Annotated in this window: 16 protein-coding genes; 5 read left to right on the top strand and 11 right to left on the bottom strand. The window is 71.7% G+C overall.

The window, feature by feature from the left end:
• Positions 1-72: 72 nt before the first annotated feature.
• Entirely contained in the window at positions 73-486 is a 414-nt protein-coding gene (locus tag IE258_RS18915) for a winged helix-turn-helix transcriptional regulator (RefSeq protein WP_189744954.1), read from the bottom strand.
• 236 nt (positions 487-722) lie between these two features.
• Between IE258_RS18915 and IE258_RS18910 the strand changes: the two genes are divergently transcribed.
• Together IE258_RS18910 and IE258_RS18905 are read left to right on the top strand one after the other, a co-directional pair.
• A complete protein-coding gene (locus IE258_RS18910; protein WP_308434191.1) occupies positions 723-1,541 on the top strand; it encodes an alpha/beta fold hydrolase in 819 nt (272 codons plus the stop codon).
• Positions 1,542-1,695: 154 nt separating this feature from the next.
• Positions 1,696-2,238 carry a pyridoxamine 5'-phosphate oxidase family protein gene (locus tag IE258_RS18905; protein ID WP_189745057.1) on the top strand — a complete coding sequence of 181 codons (543 nt, stop codon included), beginning with the start codon at positions 1,696-1,698 and terminating at the stop codon, positions 2,236-2,238.
• Between the two features lies 1 nt (position 2,239).
• Here the strand turns inward: IE258_RS18905 and IE258_RS18900 are convergent, their stop codons facing one another.
• The 4 genes from IE258_RS18900 to IE258_RS18885 form a co-directional block, all read right to left on the bottom strand.
• Positions 2,240-3,598, bottom strand: coding sequence for a M64 family metallopeptidase (locus IE258_RS18900; RefSeq protein WP_189744952.1), 1,359 nt, complete (start codon positions 3,596-3,598; stop codon positions 2,240-2,242).
• Positions 3,599-3,776: 178 nt separating this feature from the next.
• Positions 3,777-4,805: an alpha/beta hydrolase gene (locus IE258_RS18895; protein WP_189744950.1), complete on the bottom strand. Its 1,029-nt coding sequence runs from the start codon at positions 4,803-4,805 to the stop codon at positions 3,777-3,779.
• Between the two features lie 148 nt (positions 4,806-4,953).
• Entirely contained in the window at positions 4,954-6,594 is a 1,641-nt protein-coding gene (locus IE258_RS18890; protein WP_189744948.1) for a phosphodiester glycosidase family protein, read from the bottom strand.
• A gap of 134 nt (positions 6,595-6,728) precedes the next feature.
• Positions 6,729-7,514, bottom strand: coding sequence for an SAM-dependent methyltransferase (locus tag IE258_RS18885; RefSeq protein ID WP_189744946.1), 786 nt, complete (start codon positions 7,512-7,514; stop codon positions 6,729-6,731).
• Between the two features lie 143 nt (positions 7,515-7,657).
• Between IE258_RS18885 and IE258_RS18880 the strand changes: the two genes are divergently transcribed.
• A complete protein-coding gene (locus IE258_RS18880) occupies positions 7,658-8,476 on the top strand; it encodes an SAM-dependent methyltransferase (RefSeq protein WP_189744944.1) in 819 nt (272 codons plus the stop codon).
• Between the two features lie 90 nt (positions 8,477-8,566).
• Here IE258_RS18880 and IE258_RS18875 read toward each other — a convergent pair whose 3' ends face one another.
• The 4 genes from IE258_RS18875 to IE258_RS18860 all read right to left on the bottom strand — a co-directional run bounded on the left by IE258_RS18875 (position 8,567) and on the right by IE258_RS18860 (position 13,250).
• Entirely contained in the window at positions 8,567-9,925 is a 1,359-nt protein-coding gene (locus IE258_RS18875) for a GH1 family beta-glucosidase (protein WP_189744942.1), read from the bottom strand.
• Between the two features lie 47 nt (positions 9,926-9,972).
• Positions 9,973-10,812, bottom strand: a complete 840-nt coding sequence (locus IE258_RS18870; RefSeq protein WP_189745055.1) for a carbohydrate ABC transporter permease — start codon at positions 10,810-10,812, stop codon at positions 9,973-9,975.
• A 22-nt stretch (positions 10,813-10,834) separates the two neighbouring features.
• Entirely contained in the window at positions 10,835-11,872 is a 1,038-nt protein-coding gene (locus tag IE258_RS18865) for a carbohydrate ABC transporter permease (protein ID WP_127891628.1), read from the bottom strand.
• A gap of 61 nt (positions 11,873-11,933) precedes the next feature.
• On the bottom strand, positions 11,934-13,250 hold the full coding sequence (locus tag IE258_RS18860; RefSeq protein WP_189744940.1) for an ABC transporter substrate-binding protein: 1,317 nt from the start codon (positions 13,248-13,250) through the stop codon (positions 11,934-11,936).
• Positions 13,251-13,426: 176 nt separating this feature from the next.
• On the opposite strand from IE258_RS18860, the gene IE258_RS18855 reads away from it, so the two are divergent.
• Positions 13,427-14,740: an ROK family protein gene (locus IE258_RS18855; protein WP_189744938.1), complete on the top strand. Its 1,314-nt coding sequence runs from the start codon at positions 13,427-13,429 to the stop codon at positions 14,738-14,740.
• Between the two features lie 71 nt (positions 14,741-14,811).
• Here IE258_RS18855 and IE258_RS18850 read toward each other — a convergent pair whose 3' ends face one another.
• Both IE258_RS18850 and IE258_RS18845 read right to left on the bottom strand, forming a co-directional pair.
• Complete coding sequence (locus IE258_RS18850; protein ID WP_229892199.1) at positions 14,812-15,591, bottom strand: NAD(P)-binding domain-containing protein; 780 nt, start codon at positions 15,589-15,591, stop codon at positions 14,812-14,814.
• A gap of 386 nt (positions 15,592-15,977) precedes the next feature.
• On the bottom strand, positions 15,978-16,940 hold the full coding sequence (locus IE258_RS18845) for an alpha/beta hydrolase (protein ID WP_189744934.1): 963 nt from the start codon (positions 16,938-16,940) through the stop codon (positions 15,978-15,980).
• A gap of 135 nt (positions 16,941-17,075) precedes the next feature.
• Between IE258_RS18845 and IE258_RS18840 the strand changes: the two genes are divergently transcribed.
• Positions 17,076-17,729: a TetR/AcrR family transcriptional regulator gene (locus IE258_RS18840; protein WP_189744932.1), complete on the top strand. Its 654-nt coding sequence runs from the start codon at positions 17,076-17,078 to the stop codon at positions 17,727-17,729.
• The last annotated feature ends 21 nt before the right edge of the window (positions 17,730-17,750 follow it).

Genomic DNA, 17,750 nt, shown 5'->3' with positions numbered 1-17,750 from the left:
CCGGGTTCCGGTAAGCAGTCGGTTGGGCACTCGGTCGGGCACTCGCTTGAGCACTCGGTACGGCGCGGTAGTTCACGCCTGCTGTCGCTCGCTGCGCCGGTTGGCTCGGTCCGCCTCGGCCATGTGTGCCTCTGCCCACTCGCGGAGTGCGGCCAGTGGTTCCTCCAGGGTCAGGCCGAGCGGGGTGAGCCGGTAGTACACGCGCGGCGGGACGGTCGCCTCGACCCTGCGGCCGACCAGGCCGTCGCGGGCGAGGCCCTGGAGGGTGGCCGACAGCATCTTCTGCGAGATGCCGGCCATCCTGCGTTGCAGTTCCGCGAACCGCACCTCCTCCGGGGACGCCTCGGCCAGCACCTTGACGGCCATGGATGTCCACTTGGTGCCGATCCGGTCGAGGAGGCGACGGGTGGGGCACTGCGGGTCGAACAGGTCGCCCCGGGCGCCGTCCGGGGATCGTGACGCCCTTGACGTCGGGGAGGAGGTCACCTGCGGCTCACCACCTGTGGCAGAAGTGCGGTCTTGGCTCCCCCAGCCTAGTTACCTACCGTTCTGTTGTCACCATTGGTAACCGCTCCGACAAGGGGACCCCCGTGCCCGCACACGTCACTTCGCCTCGGCCTCGTCCCTCCAATCCCCGTCCCTCGGATCGCCGTCCCTCCGACCCCCGTCCCTCCGACGACGTCGAGCTCCGGCGTGTCGCGGTCAACGGCATCGAAGTCAGCGTGGCCCTCCAGGGCGAGGGCCCCGCCGTGCTCCTGCTGCACGGCTTCCCGCACACCTGGCAGCTGTGGACCCGCGTCATGGGCCCCCTCGCCGTACGCCATCGTGTGATCGCACCGGACATGCGGGGTGCGGGGGCCAGCACGCGTGCGGCGGGCGGCTACGACGCCGGCACGCTCGCGTGCGACGCGGAGGTCCTGCTGGACGCCCTCGGAGTGCGCTCGGCGGCCGTCGTGGGCATCGATGCCGGTACCCCGCCCGCGTTCCTGCTCGCCATGCGGCGGCCGGACCTCGTCAGGCGGCTCGTCGTCATGGAATCACTGCTGGGCGGGCTGCCGGGAGCCGAGGAGTTCCTCGCGCAGGGGGCTCCCTGGTGGTTCGGCTTCCACGCGGTGCCCGGCCTCGCGGAGACGGTGCTGACCGGGCACGAGGCCCAGTACGTCGACTGGTTCCTGGGCGCCGGATCCCTCGGGGAGGGCGTCGATCCCGCCGTCCGGGACGCCTTCGTGCGGGCGTACACCGGAACCGACGCCCTGCGCTGCGCCTTCTCGTACTACCGGGCGCTGCCCACGAGCAGTGAGCAGATCGCGGCTGCTGTCGCCGGTGGGCGGTTGACCGTCCCCGCCATGGCCGTCGGCGCTCGTCCGGTGGGTCGGGCCCTCGAACGGCAGCTGCGTCCGGTCGCCGACCACCTCGTCGGCCATGTGATCGAGGACTGCGGGCACATCATCCCGCTGCACCGCCCCGAGGCGCTGCTCCGCCTGCTCCAACCGTTCCTCGGCTCGGGGCCCGGTGCCGAAGGCTCGCCCGCCAGGGGTTGAGGATCACGGCGTCGGACATACCCCGTCCGGCCCACCGATGATTTCCGGCCCGGCCGGCAGTCGTTACGGACAAGAGAGCAAGGAGTCCGCCATGTCCGTGCAACGATCCACCGCCGAGCAGCACCCGACCGAGCACCCCACGACCGAACAGCACATGACCGAACAGCCCAAGACCGAGCTCGACGCCCGCTACAGCTCAGCGCTCAATCCCCGCCCCGGCGCCGGGGACGTCACCGCCACCGAGTGGGCCGAGGCCCGGCGTCGGGTGGACGCGGCCGAGATCTTCTGGGCGGTCACGATGCGGCCCGGTGGCGGTCCGCACATCACGCCGGTGATCGCGGCGTGGCACGACGGTGTGCTGTATTTCTCCACCGGGCCGGGCGAGCAGAAGGCCCGGAACCTGGCGCACGATGCGCACTGCGCGCTGCTCACGGGCGGGAACTCGCTCACCGAGGGGTTCGACCTCGTCGTCGAGGGCGAGGCCGAGCCGGTCGGCGACCCCGCGGTGCTGGAGGAGGTGATCGCGGCGTACGAGGCGAAGTACGGGGCGCACATCACCTCGGCCGAAGGCACCTTCCACGGCATCGGGGACGCCATGCGGCGCTCGGCCGCGGTGCTCTTCGCGGTGGCCCCGGTCACCGCGTACGGGTACGGCCGGGACGACGGCGTCTACAGCCATACGCGGTGGACCTTCTGAGTCACCGGCTCACCGTCCAGGTAGCTGAGTTGGACGTGAGGTCCCTGACAGCGCCGCTGCGGACGGCGGTCGTCGTGTCGACCACCGTGGCGGTCACCTTGTGGGTGCGCCGGTCGGACGGGACGCCGAGGGCCGCCGGGAGGACCGACGTCCTGCCGCGGGCCTGTCGTGCCTCGCGTCCGTCGACGTACCAGCGGAGCTGCGGGCGGGAGAGACCCGTGTCCGGGCCCAGGTCGGCGAGTTCAACGGAGAGGCGGGTGAAGCGGGTGGCCTTGACGGCGGTGTTCCGCAGCGGGGTGAGGGCGTTGGCGGAGCGGTAGAAGCCCGCGATCATCGCCTCGCGGCCCGGGAGGTTGAACCGGTCGGTGTTCAGCGAGCGCATGATGGAGTTCTCCGTGGGACGGTAGACCCCGTACTCGTAGTAGTCGGCGCCCTCGTAGGTGCCGACCACTCCACCGCTCGGGTCGGGCTCGCCGAGCCATGCCGCCCACTTGGTGCGCTGTGCGGCCATGCGGTCCGCGGTCAGGGTCGAGGCGTTGGGGTACACCGGCTCGGGGTGCGGGTAGTCGCCGTAGCCCGCGTACTGGTACTCGTCCGCCAGGAGGCCTATGGAGTGGGCCATCTCGTGGGCGGCGATCAGGGTGGAGCGGTCGTTGTCGGAGGAGAGCGTGGAGACGCCGTCGTAGCCGTAGTCCGGCGCGAGGCCGGAGTAACCCGCGCCGCCGTACTTGGCGGAGTTGGAGACCACGATGACGAGGTCGGTCGCGGGGGCCTTGGCCGCGTAGGTCTTCGTCCTGTCGAGGTCGACACAGATCAGGCGCTCCGTGTCGCCGCACCAGAAGTACGAGCCGAGCGCGGTGTTCCTGACGACCTCCCGGCTCGGGTCGCCGGTGACGCCGGAGTCCTCGGAGACGGCCTTCACCGCCCAGACGTTGAAGAGGCCCTCGTAGCTCTTGTACGGGTCGATGTCGGTGACCTCGTCCCACTTCGTGCGGGCGTCCTCGAGGAAGTCGTCCTGCTCCGCCGCGGTGTAGCCGTCGCCGATGATGGTGACGTCGAGCCGGTCGGCGGTCGGGCCGGTCTCGGCGAGCGGGACGACCTCTCCGTCCTCGGAGTCGGTGGCGGTGCCGCGTTGGCGGGAGTCGGACGCGGTCGGCCGGGCCTGTTGCGTGTGCGGGCTGTCCGTCGGGACGCTGGTACGCGCGCCCTCGCCGGCCGGCTCCGGGAAGTACTCGACGTCGACGTACGAGCCGTTGCCGGCCGTCGGTGTGTCGGCGGCGCCCGCGATGTCGGCCGCGGCCAGGGAGACAGCGAGGGCGAGGACGGTTGCCGCCGCCGATGTACGCATGCCTGTGTGCACGAAGCTCTCCCCGACCGATCGAGTAACTGAGAATGTAAATGCGATTAACTGCGCACTTAAGTTAGGGGTCGACAGGGCGGCTGGCAAGGGGTGTTGAGTTGATGCGAGGCCATGACCCGCCACGCATCAGGTGTCGAAGGTGTCGAAGGTGTTCAGGAGCCGACCGACCTCGGACGGGTCAGTCGCCCACCCCCAGCGCCCCGAGCAGCATCGGCAGCGACGCGTGCAACTCCCGCTCCCAGTAGGCCCAGCCGTGCGTCCCCGGGCCGTAGAAGTTGGTGGTGACGTGCCTTGCGCCCACCCGCTCCAGTTCCGCCGCGAGCGCGTGGTTCTGGCGGTTGAAGTCCGCCTCCAGGGCGCTGGTGGCGCCCGGTGGGTCCAGGGGGCCGGTGGTGCCGTCGCCGCAGGAGAGGTAGACCGGGATCGACCTCAGTCGCTTGGCGAGGTGGAAGGGGTCGTGGGCCTGCCATATCCGGCGTTGGGCGACCGGGTCGCCCCAGACGCGGAGCGGGTCGTTGTCCTGGCCGGCGAAGAAGCCCATGATGCGGTCGATCGACTCCTCGTTGAGGAGGGGATGGGCGGAACCGGAGAAGGCCGCCGTCGCCTTGAACATTCCGGGGTGTCTGGCGGCGTACAGCAGGGCGCCCTGACCGCCCATGGACAGGCCGGCGACCACGCGGTTGCTCCCTGCGCCCCAGTCCCGTTCCAGGAGGTGGCGCAGTTCCTTGGTGTGGAAGGTCTCCCAGGCCGGGTCGCCGCCCTGTCCGTGGTTCCACCAGTCGCTGTACCAGCCGTTCCAGCCCGCCTCGGGCATCACGACCAGGACGTCGCGCAGGCTGTCCGTCTCCGCCACGTCGGTCATGCTCGTCCACGAGGTGTAGTCGCCGCAGCAGCCGTGCAGGAGCCAGAGAGTGGGCCAGTGCCGCCGGTGGCGCCGGTCGTTCGGGTTCCAGCCGTCCGGGGTGAGCAGGCGGACGTCGACCGTGCGGCCGCCCAGGGCCGTCGAGCGGACCGACAGGTCGACCTGCCGGTCCGCGACCCGGGTGACGGCGACGACCTCCGCGCCGGGGCTGGCGGCACCGGCCTCCGGCTTCCCGGCGGCCACGGCCCCCGGGGCGGTCGGCGCCAGGACGGCCAGCAGTACGGCGAGGACCAGGAGGAGCCTGGCTCGCAGCGGGGTGAGGACGGTGGGCACGTTCGCGAACACGGCGGCTCCCTGGGTGGGTTGCTGTTGTTGCGCGGTGCTTCGGTGCGGCTGTGCTTCGACGGAGCAGTGCATCGGTGGGGCGGTGCTTCGGTGGAGCGGTGGCACGTACGGCGGTCGGCCGTGGCCGGCCGGGTCGCGTCAGGTCAGGTCAGCTGCCGTGTCGGTGCGGCAGGATCAGCAGCGCGTCGCCGACCGGGCGTTCTCCCGCGGCATCCGAGGGAGAGTTGAGTACGGTGCCCTCGGCCACCATCGTCGTCGAGCCTCCACCGTCCAGGTTGACCGCGTCGCGCAGGCCGAGTGACTTCGCGACCTCGGCGCTCTCGCCGATGCTGAGTCCCAGGGAGCCCGTGCCGCGTCCGTCGGCGGTGACCAGGACGGTGCGGCCCGCGGCGTCCACCCCGGCCAGGGTGCGCGGGTTGCGCTTGTGGACCCAGCCGTAGTACCAGCTCGGATCGCCGGGGTGGACCATGCCATCGGTGGCGGGCGTGACGTGGATACGGCCGTCGCGGACCAGTTCCGGGCCGCCGTTGACGATGTCGGTGCGGGGCGACGGGGAGATCCGGCGGCCGCGGGCGTCCAGCAGGGTCGTGCTCACGCTCAGGCGGTGGCCCACGTGCGCCAGGGCGGTCAGTTCGGCGACGCGTTCGCCCGTCGCCTGGATCGAGCTGCCGCCCGGCGGGATGGTCCCGCCGCGCGGTGAACGCAGTTCCACGACCCGCTCGTGGGCGTCGAGTACGGCTTCCACGCCCTCGCCCCCGGGTGTGCGGGCGCCGTATTCGGGGGTGAAGGTGACCAACTCGTCGGGGTCGGTGCAGGTGACGTCGTGCAGTGGGAGCGAGGTCGGGGTGTCGCCCGCTCCGCCGCCGCAGTTCCTGATCAGGCCGGGTACCCGGTTGACGCCGTCGAGGGGGAGGGAGGAGTCCCGGCCGGTGATCCGGCCCCGCCAGGTGAGACGGGTGATCTCCGTGCGCCGGCCGTTGTCGTGGACGACGAGGCCGGGGCGCCCGGCGACCGGTTCGCTCAGCAGGCGCCCGTCGTAGACGCCCACTCCGGCCGGGTCGCCCGGTGCCCCTGCTTTGGGGTCGAGGACGAAGAAGCCGGCGTTGACCGCGGCGGTCGCGGTGGCGGACGCCGAGAGTGCGCTGGTCGTCTCGCGGCCCTCCAGGTCCGGGCCGTACGACGCGCCCAGGGTGCCGCGGAAGGTGCGCGGGTCGATGGTGAGTACGTCGACGTGCCACGGGCCGCGGTCCGTCGTCGCGCCGTCCCAGCCGGTGTAGACGGCCGAGCCGGTGTGGCCGGCCGCTCGCAGGCGGGTGCGTTCGGCCGTCGCGGCGGCCTGCGAGTCGAACGTGCCGACGCGGACCCGCCAGCCGAGGGTGCCGCCCCGGTAGTCGGCCGTTGCGGGTGTCCTCACCTCCTCCGCGCGGGCTTCGAAGCCGTCCCGTCGTAGTTCGGCGGTGAGTTCGTCGGCGCTCGCCCGGTCCTTCAGCGCCGTCGGCGGCGCGTCGGGGTCGGGGGAGGTGTCGCCGCCGGGGATGGACACCTCGACGGTCCAGTGGAGGGCGGGGTCCTGGGCGTTCCCGCGCACGATGCGGGTCAGGGTGACGCCGGGCTGGAGGGTGGTCGTGGTGCGCGTCTCCGGGAGACCGGCCGGGCCCAGGGGCAGTGCGTGCCGATGCGGCGAGGGGTGCCCGCCCGGGTGCGGGGACGCCTCGGCGGCCGGTGGGAGCGCGGCCCACGTCGTGAGGACGCCGAGAACGGCACCCGTGGCCCACAGTCTCTTCTTCATCTGTCGTCCCGCCTCGCGCCGACCACGGACACCGACCGACCCATGCTGCGCACAAGTATCGGCCGGTTGCGGCTCACGTCAAGGCGGCCCGGTGGGGGTGGGCGGCGCGGCCCCCTGCGTACGGCTCGATCCGCTCAGGGCACCCGCGCGACGCCCACGTAGAAGCCGCTGCGTTCCCGCGCCGGCGCCGGTTCCTCCTGGTACCACTCGGTGGCGAACACCAGGCCGGGCGCGACGAGTTCCAGCCCGGTGAAGAAGGGCTCCACCTCGCTGCGGGTGCGCATCCGCAGCGGGATGGCGCCCTTCTTGTACGCGGCCTCGGTGTCCTGCTTCAGTTCCGGGTGCTGGTCGGCGGTGCCGTGCGAGAGGAGCAGGAAGCTGCCGGAGGGGAGCGCGTCCACGAGGGTGTGCACGAGACCGTACGGGTCCTCGTCGTCGGGCAGGAAGTGCAGGAGCGCGATCAGGGAGAGGGCGATCGGACGGTCGAAGTCCAGTGTCTCGCGGGCCCGTTCGAGGATCGTCCCGGGCTGCCGTACGTCCGCGTGGAGGAAGTCCGTGACGCCCTCGGGGGTGCTGGTCAGCAGCGCCTCCGCATGCCGGAGGACGATCGGGTCGTTGTCCGCGTAGACGATCCGGGCCGCCGGGCGGATCGCCTGCACGATCTGGTGCAGGTTGGGTTCGGTGGGGATGCCGGTGCCGATGTCCAGGAACTGGTCGACGCCGTTCTTCGCCAGCCAGGCCGCCGCGCGGTGCATGAACGCCCGGTTCCTGGCCGCGTTGCCCCGTGCCTCCTCGGGGAGGGTCTCGCCGACCTGCTGGTCGACGGGGTAGTTGTCCTTGCCGCCGAGCAACCAGTCGTAGACGCGGGCGGGGTGCGGCTTGCTCGTGTCGATGTGGGGTCTGGGTGTACCGGCGGTCACAGAACACTCCTCCGTACGCGGGACGGCACCGTCGGGACGCCACCCTATGATGATGTTCCGACAGGCACTCAGCAGCCGCTCACCGGGTGCTCACCACGCTTGTGCCGTGGGTGGCCCGGGAGTTGAGGACGGAGTCAGGCAGCATGACCTCCCTGAGCGGTGGCGAGAACGCCGCCCACCCCGACCGGATCGACACCAGCAGGCCCCATCCCGCCCGGATGTACGACTACTTCCTCGGCGGGAAGGACAACTACGAGGTCGACCAGCGGGCCGCCGAGCAGTTCATGAAGGCGGCGCCCGAGGTGCGCGAAGGTGTCGTCGCCAACCGGCACTTCATGCACCGTGCGGTGCGGCACGTGGTGGCCGAGGGCGGCGTCCGTCAGATACTCGACGTGGGCACGGGTCTGCCCACCGAGCCCAACGCGCACCAGATCGCGCGGTCCCTCGCCCCCGGGACCCGGGTCGCGTACGTCGACAACGACCCCATCGTCGCCACTCATTCCCGGGCCCTGTCGGACGACCCGGACACCGCCGTGGTCCTGGCCGACCTGCGGGACCCCCGCGCGATCCTCGACCATCCCGAGGTGCGGGCGGTCATCGACTTCGACCGGCCGGTGGCACTGCTGCTGGTGGCCGTCGTGCACTTCGTCGCCGAGGCCGAGGACCCGGCGGGCATCGTCGCCACACTGCGCGACGCGCTGCCGGCCGGCTCCTACCTCGTCCTGTCGCACGCGACGGGCGACGTCCACGAGGACCGGCGGGAAGACGCGGCGGCCGTCTACAGCAAGGCCACCGCCTCCCTCAACCTGCGGCCGCACGCGGCGGTCCTCGACCTGTTCGGCGACTTCTCGATGGTCGAACCGGGGCTGGTGCGGGTCACCGACTGGCGCCCCGAGGAGGCCCGGCGCCCCGACGCCCCGCCGATCGGCATCTACGGCGGAGTGGCGCGCAAGGACGCCTGACGCCGAGGGACAGGGAGCCGTGGTGGGGGGAGCCGTGGTGGGGGGGCCGTGGTGGGCGCGGACTCCCGCATCCGCACCCACCACGGGGTCTCAGGCGGCCTTGCGCTCCCTCCCCCGCGCCCGGCCGATGATGTCGGCGTAGTGGTGTCCGCTGCCCTTGATGGTGCGGACCTGGGTCGCGTAGTCGACGTGGACGAGGCCGAAGCGCTTGTCGTAGCCGTACGCCCACTCGAAGTTGTCCAGCAGCGACCAGGCGAAGTAGCCGGCCAGCGGGGCTCCCCTGCGGGCGGCGGAGGCACAGGCCGCGAGGTGGGCCTTCAGGTACTCCTGGCGCTCGGGGTCGTCGATCGTGCCGTCGGGGCGGACCGTGTCGGGGAAGGACGAGCCGTTCTCGGTGACGTACAGCTTGCGCGGCCCGTACTCCTCGGTCAGGCGCAGCAGCAGCTCCTCGATGCCGCCGGCGTCGATCTCCCAGTCCATGCCGGTGCGCGGGACGCCGACGCGGCGGACGGTGCGGACCTGCGGGGCGGGCCCGGTGGGGTCGGCGGCGACGGTCTGGGGGAAGTAGTAGTTCAGGCCCAGCCAGTCCAGCTCGCCGCCGATCAGCTCCATGTCGCCGGGGTGCTCGGGGAGTTCGACGCCGTAGACCTCGCGCATGTCCGCAGGGAAGCCGCGGCCGTGGATCGGGTCCAGCCACCAGCGGTTGGTGTGGCCGTCCATGCGGCGGGCGGCGGCCAGGTCCTCGTCGCTGTCGGTGGCGGCGTGGATGGTGGAGAGGTTGTTGACGATGCCCACCTGGGCGCCGGGGGCGGCCGCACGGATGGCCTGCATCGCCAGGCCGTGGCCGAGCAGCAGGTGGTAGGAGGCGCGGACGGCGGCCGTCAGATCGGTCCAGCCGGGGGCCATCTTGCCCTCCAGGTGGCCGATCCAGGCCGAGCACAGCGGCTCGTTGAGGGTGGCCCAGTGGCCGACGCGGTCGCCGAGGCGTTCGGCGACGACGGCGGCGTAGGAGGCGAAGTGCTCGGCGGTCGCGCGCTCGGGCCAGCCGCCCCGGTCCTGGAGCACCTGCGGCAGGTCCCAGTGGTAGAGGGTGACGGACGGGGTGATGCCGGCCGCCAGCAGGTCGTCGACGAGCCGGTCGTAGAAGGCGAGGCCCTTCGCGTTGACAGGGCCGTCGCCGCCCGGCAGGACGCGCGGCCAGGCGACGGAGAGGCGGTAGGCGTTGGTGCCCAGCCGCCGCATCAGCTCGATGTCCTCGTGGGTGCGGTGGTAGTGGTCGCAGGCGACGTCGCCGTGGTCGTTGTTGTCGATCTTCCCGGGGGTGTGCGAGAAGGTGTCCCAGATCGACGGCGAACGTCCGTCCTCCGCCACGGCTCCCTCGATCTGGTACGCCGATGTGGCCGTGCCCCACAGGAAGTCGTCCGGGAGTGCGGCGAAGTCGATGGTCACGAAGGTCCTTTCGGGTTGGGGAAGAGCGGAGTGCGGCGGGACGGCCGTCACTTGACGGCTCCGGCCGTCAGGCCCGCCACGAGGTAGCGCTGGAGGAGCAGGAAGCCCGCGACCACGGGGACGCTCACGACCAGCGAGGCGGCCATGATCTGGTTCCAGTACACGTCGTTCTGCGTGGAGTAGCCCTGGAGTCCGACCGCGAGGGTGCGGGTGGCGTCGTTGGTCATGACCGAGGCGAACAGGACCTCGCCCCAGGCGGTCATGAAGGCGTAGACGGCGACGGCGACGATGCCGGGGATCGCGGCGGGCACCACGACCTTGAACAGGGCGCGCAGCGGCCCGCAGCCGTCGACGAGGGCCGCCTCGTCCAGGTCTCGGGGCACCGAGTCGAAGTACCCGATCAGCATCCAGATGGAGAAGGGCAGGGAGAAGGTCAGGTAGGTGAGGATGAGGCCGCCGCGGGAGCCGAACAGGGCGATGCCGGTGGCGTTGCCGATGTTGACGTAGATCAGGAAGAGGGGCAGCAGGAAGAGGATGCCCGGGAACATCTGCGTGGACAGGACGGTCACCGAGAAGACACGCTTGCCGCGGAACTCGTAGCGGCTGACGGCGTAGGCGGCGAAGACCGCGATCACGACCGAGCAGAAGGTCGCCGCGCCCGCCACGATCAGCGAGTTCACGAAGTACTTCGCCAGCGGGACCGTCGACCAGATGTCGATGTACGGGCGGATGGTCAGGTTGCTCGGCAGCCAGTGGAACTGGCTGGAGACGTCCTCGAGCGGCTTCAGCGAACTGGAGACCATGACGTACACCGGCAGCAGGACGAAGCCGGTGAGCAGGGTGAGGAAGACGCGGCGGGTCCAGGTGAAGGAGCGCGGCGCCGCCATCGGGGACCTGGACATCGGGGACCTAGACATCGGCCGTCCGCCTTTCCTCGTGCTTCCGCGGCGCCCGTGGGGTCCTGGTGGCCCGGGAGGTCACGAACAGGTACACGCCCGTCACCAGCAGCAGGAAGAGCAGCAGCAGGACCGACATCGCGGAGCCGGTGCCGAAGTTCCAGGTGACGAACGACGACTGGTAGATGTGGATGGAGATCAGGTCCGCGGCCTCCGGTGCGGCCTTGCCGAACAGGACGAACGGTGTGTTGAAGTCGTTGAACGTCCACAGGAACAACACCAGGACCAGGACCTGGTTGACGGGGCGCAGCGACGGCAGGGTGATGCGGCGGATCTGCTGCCAGACGCCGGCGCCGTCCAGGGCGGCGGCCTCGTACAGCTCCTTGGGGATGTTCTGCAGCCCTGCCATGACGATGAGGAAGGCGAACGGCCAGCCCTTCCACACCGACACGACGAGCAGCGCGACGAAGCTGTTGTCGCCGATCAGCCAGAAGGAGGGCTTGTCGGTGAGGCCCAGCTGGTCGTGCAGGACGTGGTTCACCAGGCCGTTGTCGTGCTGGAACATGAACGCCCAGGTGATGACGGCCGCGTAGACCGGCAGGGCGTACGGCACCAGGAAGATCGCGCGGAGCAGGCCACGGCCGCGGAAGGCGTCCTGCATGCAGATCGCGGCGGCGGTGCCGATCAGCCAGCACAGGCCGACGGAGAGGATCGTGAAGGCGCAGGTGACGAGGAAGGAGTGGAGCAGTGCCTCGCCGACGGGGGCGTCGAAGTCCACCGACATGGTGAAGTTGTCGAGGCCGGTCCACGGGGCTGTGGTCCAGTCGCGGATGTAGAACTGGGTGAGTTCCTTGAAGCTCATCACGATGCCGATGACCATCGGCACCAGGTGGACGAGGAGTTCGAGGAGCAGGGCCGGCAGGAGCAGCAGGTAGGGCAGGCCGATGCGGCGGATCCGCCCGGGACGGCGGCGGGGTCCGCGCGCCGTCCCGGGGGAGCTCTTGCCGACCGTCCGCTCGCCGGGCTGCGCCGAGGCGGTCGTGGTGGTCATGGCGAGGTCCGTGTCCGTGTCGGAGTCGGTGGGGCCGGTTCGAAGTCGAAGGTCGGGGCGCTCACTTGTTGGGCATCTGCTGCTGTGCCTTGGCGAGCTTCTCCTTGACGGACTCGGTGGTCACCTCGCGTCCGTTCGCGGCGTCGGCGAAGAGTTCCTTCACGGCGGTGCCGACCGCGGTCTCGAACTGCGACTCGTCGGGCACCTGGGGCAGGGCCGCGGCGCTGGTGGCGAGGGTCTCGCGCAGGACTGCGGTGCCCTGGGTGTTGAACGCCGGGTCGCTCTGGGCGGCCTTGACCGGCGGGATGGAGCCGTACGCCTTGTTGAGGAGCTTCTGCTCGGCGTCGCTGGTCATGAACTTCACGAAGTCGGTGGCGCCGTCGATGTTGTCGCTGTTCTTGAAGACGGCCATGTTGATGCCGGCGACCATGGAGTTGGTGGCCTTGCCCGCGCCGGGGGCCCCGGACGGGACGGGGGCGGGGGCGACGCCCCACTCGTCGTCCTTCATGCCCATGGTCTTGAAGGTGGCGGAGGCGGTCTGCCACAGCACCATCGCGGTCTTGCCCTTGGCGAAGTCGCTGAGGGACTGGTTCTGCGCGTACTCGGCGTTGCCGGGCGCGACGACCTTGTCCTGGGCCATCAGGTCGACGTACTGCTTGACGGCCGCGACGGCGCCGTCGGAGGTGAAGTCGGGCTTGCCGTCCGCGGTGAAGAAGTCGGCGCCGTGCTGCTTGGCGAGGACGAAGACCTGGTGGATGTTGTTGGACAGGTTGGAACCCTCGGCGCCCAGGCCCCACTTGCCGTCCTTGGAGATCTTCTTGCCGGTCTCGACCAGCTCGTCCCAGGTGGCCGGGGGCTTGGTGATGCCGGCGTCGGCGAACATCTGCTTGTTGTAGTAGAGCGCGTACGCCATCGAGTACAGCGGGACCGCGGCCGGGTCCTGGCCCTCGACGCCGGTGGAGCCGAGCGCCGAGTCGACGAAGCGGTCCCTGCCGCCGATCTTCTCGAAGTTCTTGGCGTCCCAGGGCAGCAGTGCGCCGGTGGCCTGGAGGGAAGCGCTCCAGGTGTTGCCGATGTTCAGGACGTCGGGACCCTGTCCCGAGGTGGTGGCGGTGAGGATCCGGTTCAGCAGGTCGGACCAGGGCACGACCTCCAGCTTGACCTTGATGCCGGTCTGCTTCTCGAACTTGTCGAGTTCGGGCTGGAGGACCTTCTTGTCGACCTCGACGCTGGCGCCCTGGTTGGACGCCCAGTAGGTGAGTTCCTTCGGCGAGTCGTTGGATCCGCCGCCCGAGGAGGAGCCCCCTCCGCAGGCCGTGGCGGCGAGTGCGAGAGACATGGTGACGGCGCCTACGGCCGCGGCTCGGATGCTGCGCATGGCTCCTGGGTTCCTTCCGGGAGTCGGTCGGGAGTCCCCGACGGCGGCTTCGGCTGTTTCCCCTCCGAAGCCCCTCATGGCTTAATTTAGGACGTGAGTTAAACCCCGAGAGAAAGACTCGTCAAGGTCTCGCGCAGGGTTGACGGTGGCGCGAGGGCACGGAAGGAAGGCTCCGGATGGCCAGGCACGGCGGGCGTACGGTCCGTGACCTGCGGCGGGAGAGCCGCAGCGCCGTTCTGCAACGGTTGTATTTCGACGGGCCGATGAGCCGGCTCGCGCTGGGCTCGGCGGCGGGCCTAAGTTCGGGTTCCGTCAGCACCGTGGTCGCGGAGCTGATGGCCGACGGGCTGGTGGAGGAGGCGGGCAGCCTCGGCGCGGACGGCGGCCGGCCGCGCACCCTCGTCCGGGTCGCGGCGGACCGGGGGCGCCTCGTCGGGGTCGACGTCGGCGAGACCCGGGTGCGCGTGGAGCTGTTCGACCTGTCGATGTCCGAACTGGCCCGGACGGAACGCTCGTTGCCGGGCCACGGGTCGCGCTCCTACGACGTCGGCGTGGTCGCCGGGCACATCCTCGACGGGGTCGCGGAGGTGCTCGGCGCCGACGCCGCCGACGGCCGGGCGCAGGGCCGCGGTGAGCTGCTGGGCGTCGGCATCGGTGTCCCCGGGATCGTCGAGCGCACGGCCGACGGCACCCTGGTGCACGGGCAGACCGTCGGCTGGGACGCGGTCCCGCTGGAGGCGCTGCTGCGCACGGCCGGCCGACTGCCCGCGCACGTACCGCTGTTCATCGAGAACGGCGCCAGAACGCTGGGGCAGGCAGAGATGTGGTTCGGCGGCGGACGCGGCGCGCACAACGCCGTGGTCGTGCTCTTCGGCTCCGGCGTCGGCGCGTGCGTCGTCACCGACGACGTGGAGCGGGGGCGGGCGGTGGAGTGGGGGCATCTGACGGTACGGGTGCGCGGGCGCCGGTGCCGGTGCGGTGCGCGGGGGTGCCTGGAGGCGTACGCCGGTGCGGAGGCGCTGCTCGCGCGGTGGCGGGAGGCGGGCGGCGAGCCGCCGTCCGGCGCCGACGAGGAGGCGGCGCTGACCGCGATGCTGTCCGCGGCCCGCCCCGGGGACGGGGGCACACCCGACCCGGTGGCGGCGCGGGTGCTCGCGGAGACCGCCGAGTACCTGGGCGCGGGGCTGGCCGACCTGGTCAACCTCTTCCAGCCCGAGCGGATCCTGGTGGGCGGCTGGGCCGGACTCCAACTGGGCCCGGCGTTCCTGGAGTCGGTACGGGCCCACACGCTGGCCCACGCCCTGCGGCACCCCGCCGGACGGGTGGGCATCGCGCTGGGCCGGCTCGGCCCCGACGCGGTGACGGTGGGCGCGGCGACCCTGCCGCTGGCGGCGTTCTTCGCCCGCGGCGGCCGGCGTCTGCCGGTCGCCTCCCCCGCCCCGGTCCCTGCGTGGCGGGCGGCGCTCGGGGGGCGGCTGGCGGGGCGGTAGGGCGCGCCGCGCCGTCGCGCCGGGCCGCTGCCCGTCCCCGACGGCCGTCGTGCGTGCGGTGCGGCCCGCCGTCAGGACCGCCGCGGCGGTGCGAGGTGGGCGAGCAGGCCGTCGAGTGCCGTCGTGAGCGCCCGCGCGTTGGCCGGGGCGAACCAGGTGGTGCGGATCCGTTCGTTGTTCCCGTTCGGCGTCTCGTGGTCGGCGGCGAGCCGGTCCAGGGAGCGGGACTCGTCGCCCAGGGAGCGGCCGACGCCCTCGAAGAGCCCGCGCACGTAGCGGTCCGCGTCGTCGGGGGCGATGCCGTGGCGGGTGGCCCACGAGGCGAGAGTGGCGAGGTAGGCGTAGTGCGTGGTCAGCGTCCCGGTCAGCGCGGAGAGGACGTCGAAGGCGGCCTCGTCCGCGACGGGGAGCGCTCCGCCGAGCCGGGCGAAGAAGGAATTCACCTCCGGGTGCGAGGGGTGCACCACCGTGACGGAGCGGCGTTCGCGGATGGTGGGCAGGGGGATGGCCCGGACCAGCGCGGCGTCGGTGCCCAGGGTCTCGCCCAGTTCGTCGTTGCACACGCCCGCCATCACGTTGACCACGATCCGGTCGCCGCCCACGTGCACTCCCGCCAGGGCCTCGCGCCATTGTTCGCGGCGCACGGCGAGGGCCACGATCTCAGAGCGGTCCACCACCTCCTGGTTGTCGGCGCACACCTGTACGCCCTCGTGGCGCTCGGACAGCGCCGCGGCCGTGCGGGCTCCCCTCGGGGAGAGGAACACCTCCGGCGCGGGGCCGCCGCCGTGATGCAGACCCGTCACGATGGCCCTGCCGATCTCGCCCACCCCGATGATGCCGATGCTCTTCACTGTGCCCTCCTCCGATGCCATTCCGGTCGCGGTCGCCTCTGCAACAGGGTGACGGCCAGGAGGCCCGCCGGGCAGGGTGGCGTCCGGACGCAGCCCAGCGTCGGCGGCAGGCCCGTCGCACCGGAGGTGTCCTCGGCTGGCAGCCCGGCCGACCCGGCGCTCGCGCCGGGCGCGGACATCACGGTCGCGACGGGCCGGGCCCACCGACCGCCCACCCTGACGAACCGTGTCGGCCAATGTCCGGCCCGGACGTCGGCCGGCCGGAGCCGCCGTCGCGACGACGGTCAGCCCGGGCTCGGTGTACACCGCTCCGAGTACGCCTCGGCCAGGGGTTGTCGTGCTCACCGGCCCGCCCCCCGTCGCTGGTGTCGCATGTCGTTCCGCTGTCACATCGTCAGAACCGCGCGAAGGAACGCGTGGATCCCGGTACGGGCCGCCGCGGCCCGCGGTTCCACACCGGGCAGCGTGAGGAACGCGTGCCCCGCTCCCACATGTTCGTCGAGCCGTACGGGCGTCCCGGCCGCGCGCAGCCGATCGGCGTAACGGCGTCCGTGATCGGCGAGCGGGTCATGGGTCGGCACCACGATCAGCGCGGGGGCGAGCCCGCTCAGGTCCTCCGCGTACAGCGGCGAGAAGGCGCGGGCGTCGGTCCCCGGCGGGGCGGCGAGCCGCTCGAGGAGCCTGAGTTGGGGCATGGCGAGGGTCGGGGTGTCCGCGTGCTCGGCGATCGAGGGGTAGTCGTACATTGCGGGGGTCATGTCGACGGCGGGATTGACCAGCACCTGCGCCTTGAGTCGCAGGCCGGCGTCCCGGGCACGGATCGCGGTCAGTGCGCTGATCAGCCCGCCGAAGCTCTCGCCGAAGACGGCCGTGCGCTCCGGATCGACTCCCCACCCCGCGGCGTGTCGCAGCACATGCCGCAGCACGTCCCAGCCGTCGTCGGCGGCGTCCCCGAGCGGGCTCCCCGGAGCGACGAGGCGGTGCTCGACCGAGACGACGACCGCGGGCAGCCGGACGGCGAGGTGGCTGTTGGCCCAGTCACACTGCGCCGCCGTGCCGACGAAGCTGCCGCCGTGGACGTGGACCACGAGCGGCAGGCCGTTCCGGCCGGCGGTCTCGCCGTCGCCCGTCGGCGCCGGCCGGTACACCCGGACCGGGAGGTCGCGGCCGGGCAGCGCGACGTCCTGCCACTCGATCGCGGCTCCGGGATCCGGTTCACCGAGGATCGCCCGCGCCGCGCCGGACGCCCGGTAACGGTTCTCCGCCTCGCGATAGGCGATCAACTCCTCGGTCGTGATCGCCTCGAAGTCCGGCTGCGGCGGCCGTGTCACAGCCCTGGTCTCGCGCATGTCCACGCCTCTCCCCGTCGTTTCCCTTGCCGCCCCGCTCTTCCGGCAAGCATGTGTCCTCAGTATGCACGCGGTGCGTGCAATGGCAAGTGCATAAGCTAGTCTGGTCCGGACAGGAGCGACGAGAGGGGCGAGATGGCAGGGCGCAGGCGTTGGTCGACCGAGCAGATCCTGGATGCGGCGGCGGAACTGCTGCTCGCGGGCGACGCCGAGACGTTCAGCGTGCGCAAGCTGGCCGCCGCACTGGGGACGGACTCCTCCAGCCTCTACCGGCACTTCCGCAACAAGACCGAGTTGCTGCGCGCGGTCGCCGACCGGATCCTGCTGTCCGCCATGGACGGCTACCGGCCCGCGGGCGACTGGAAGCAGCGTCTCACCGCCGTGGCCCTGCGCCTGCGTGACGCCTTCGGGCAGCAGCCCCAACTCGCTGCGGTCTGGGGCCGCCACGGATCGGGGGGCACGGGTTCCCGGCTGATGATGGAAGAGGTGCTGCAGAGTCTGCGCGCCTCGGGGCTGCCCGACCATGAGATTCCGGCGCGCTATCACCGGTTCGTGGTCCTGGTCGCTTCGCTGATCACCGCTGAAGGCGCATTCGGTGGCGTGGGCGCCCAGGAGCACGAGCAGGGCATGGAGCAGTTCCGGGTCGCGGTGCTGGGCGCCGATCCCGAGCGCTTCCCCGCCCTCGCCCACTTCGCCCGCGAGATCCGCCCGCTCGGTGCGGACCGGGTCGCCGCCTTCGAGGAGATCCTCGCCGCCCACCTCGCCCACCTCGAGGCCGCGCTTCCCTGACCGCCCTCGACGCGTGGCCTC

The organism is Streptomyces tendae, assembly GCF_014650435.1.
Lineage (GTDB): Bacteria > Actinomycetota > Actinomycetes > Streptomycetales > Streptomycetaceae > Streptomyces > Streptomyces tendae.
This window is presented reverse-complemented; position numbering and strand designations above follow the sequence as displayed.

What these genes read in the sequence shown, in the direction of transcription:
- IE258_RS18905 (WP_189745057.1), top strand. Translation starts at nt 1,696, where the DNA reads ATGACCGAACAGCCCAAGACCGAGCTCGACGCCCGCTACAGCTCAGCG.
- IE258_RS18890 (WP_189744948.1), bottom strand. Translation starts at nt 6,594, where the DNA reads ATGAAGAAGAGACTGTGGGCCACGGGTGCCGTTCTCGGCGTCCTCACG.
- IE258_RS18880 (WP_189744944.1), top strand. Translation starts at nt 7,658, where the DNA reads ATGACCTCCCTGAGCGGTGGCGAGAACGCCGCCCACCCCGACCGGATC.
- IE258_RS18870 (WP_189745055.1), bottom strand. Translation starts at nt 10,812, where the DNA reads ATGGCGGCGCCGCGCTCCTTCACCTGGACCCGCCGCGTCTTCCTCACC.
- IE258_RS18865 (WP_127891628.1), bottom strand. Translation starts at nt 11,872, where the DNA reads ATGACCACCACGACCGCCTCGGCGCAGCCCGGCGAGCGGACGGTCGGC.
- IE258_RS18860 (WP_189744940.1), bottom strand. Translation starts at nt 13,250, where the DNA reads ATGCGCAGCATCCGAGCCGCGGCCGTAGGCGCCGTCACCATGTCTCTC.
- IE258_RS18855 (WP_189744938.1), top strand. Translation starts at nt 13,427, where the DNA reads ATGGCCAGGCACGGCGGGCGTACGGTCCGTGACCTGCGGCGGGAGAGC.
- IE258_RS18845 (WP_189744934.1), bottom strand. Translation starts at nt 16,940, where the DNA reads ATGCGCGAGACCAGGGCTGTGACACGGCCGCCGCAGCCGGACTTCGAG.
- IE258_RS18840 (WP_189744932.1), top strand. Translation starts at nt 17,076, where the DNA reads ATGGCAGGGCGCAGGCGTTGGTCGACCGAGCAGATCCTGGATGCGGCG.